Raw genomic sequence first — 1192 nt, 5'->3', positions numbered from 1 at the left:
GCGAGGCGGCAGCGCAGTTATCCGAGGGTCGTCAAACCCAAGCCTGCCAAATATCCGAAAAAGAAACCTGGGGAGCTTAACTGACTGGCATTAGGCCAAGGCCCGGATGCCAAGGCCGTGCGCGAATGGGCAGACGACGGCAGCTTCGACACGCGCCTGAGGTGGAACAAACACATCCGCCTGACCACCGTCATCGATGCGCTCGGCCAGGAAACCCGCCACTACTACGACTACCTCGGCTACACCTACCGGGTCATCTACCCGGACGGCAACGAAGAATGGCTGTTCCGCGATGACGGCAAGAACGTCATCCAGCACGTGCATACCGACGGCAGTATCGACCGCTACATCTACGACGAGCGCGGCAACCTGCTGCAACACACCCGCCCCGATGGCTCCAGAGTGCACCATGCCTACGATGAACTCGACCAGCGCTTCAAGACGCGCGACGCCGAAGGCGGGCTGTGGAAATTCGACCATGATTTACGCGGCAACATCATCGAGACGCTCGACCCGCTGGAGAACAAGACCCAGTACACCTACAACAGCGACAACCTGCCCACCGCCATCATCGACGCCAACGGTGGTGAGAAAAAGCTCGGCTACACCCGCGACGGCCTGCTGACCAGCTACACCGACTGCTCGGGCAAGACCACGCTGTGGAAGTACGACGCACTCGGGCAACTGAGCAAGGCCACCAACGCAGCGGGTGAAACCACCGAGTATCACTACGAAGCCGGCCAGCTGACCCGCCTGGTGTATCCCGACAAGAGCGAAGACCGCTTTGAACACGACGCCGAAGGCCGCCTGCTCAGCTACACCGACGCGCTACACCGCCGCACCACCTGGGCCTACAACGAAGCCGGGCTGATCCACCAGCGCCATAACCCGGACAACAGCACCCTCACCTACCACTGGGACAAGCTTGGCCAGCTTGAGCGCCTGCGCAACGAAAACAACAGCGAAGCCAGCTTCGAATACAACCCCGCCGGCCGCCTGGTAATGGAAAAGGGTTTCGACAAGCAGATCACCCACTACTTCTACGATCACAGCAGCACTCAACCTACCCGCCGTCTCGATGGTGACCGCATCAGCCGCTTCGAATACGACGCCATGGGCCGCCTGGTGAAAAGCCTCGCGGGTGAGCGCGGCGGCAAAGAGTGGGAAATCGAAACCTTCGCCTACGACGGCA

The 1192-nt window shown here is 60.8% G+C and carries 1 pseudogene; it reads left to right on the top strand.

The features are described 5' to 3' along the window. Positions 1–117: 117 nt before the first annotated feature. Positions 118–1192: pseudogene (locus ACIP1G_RS31970) on the top strand (RHS repeat protein); the annotation flags it as partial.

The organism is Pseudomonas sp. NPDC089392, assembly GCF_044749595.1.
Lineage (GTDB): Bacteria > Pseudomonadota > Gammaproteobacteria > Pseudomonadales > Pseudomonadaceae > Aquipseudomonas.
The sequence above is the reverse complement of the archived record's forward strand: the minus strand, read 5'-3'. Positions and strand labels throughout refer to the sequence as shown.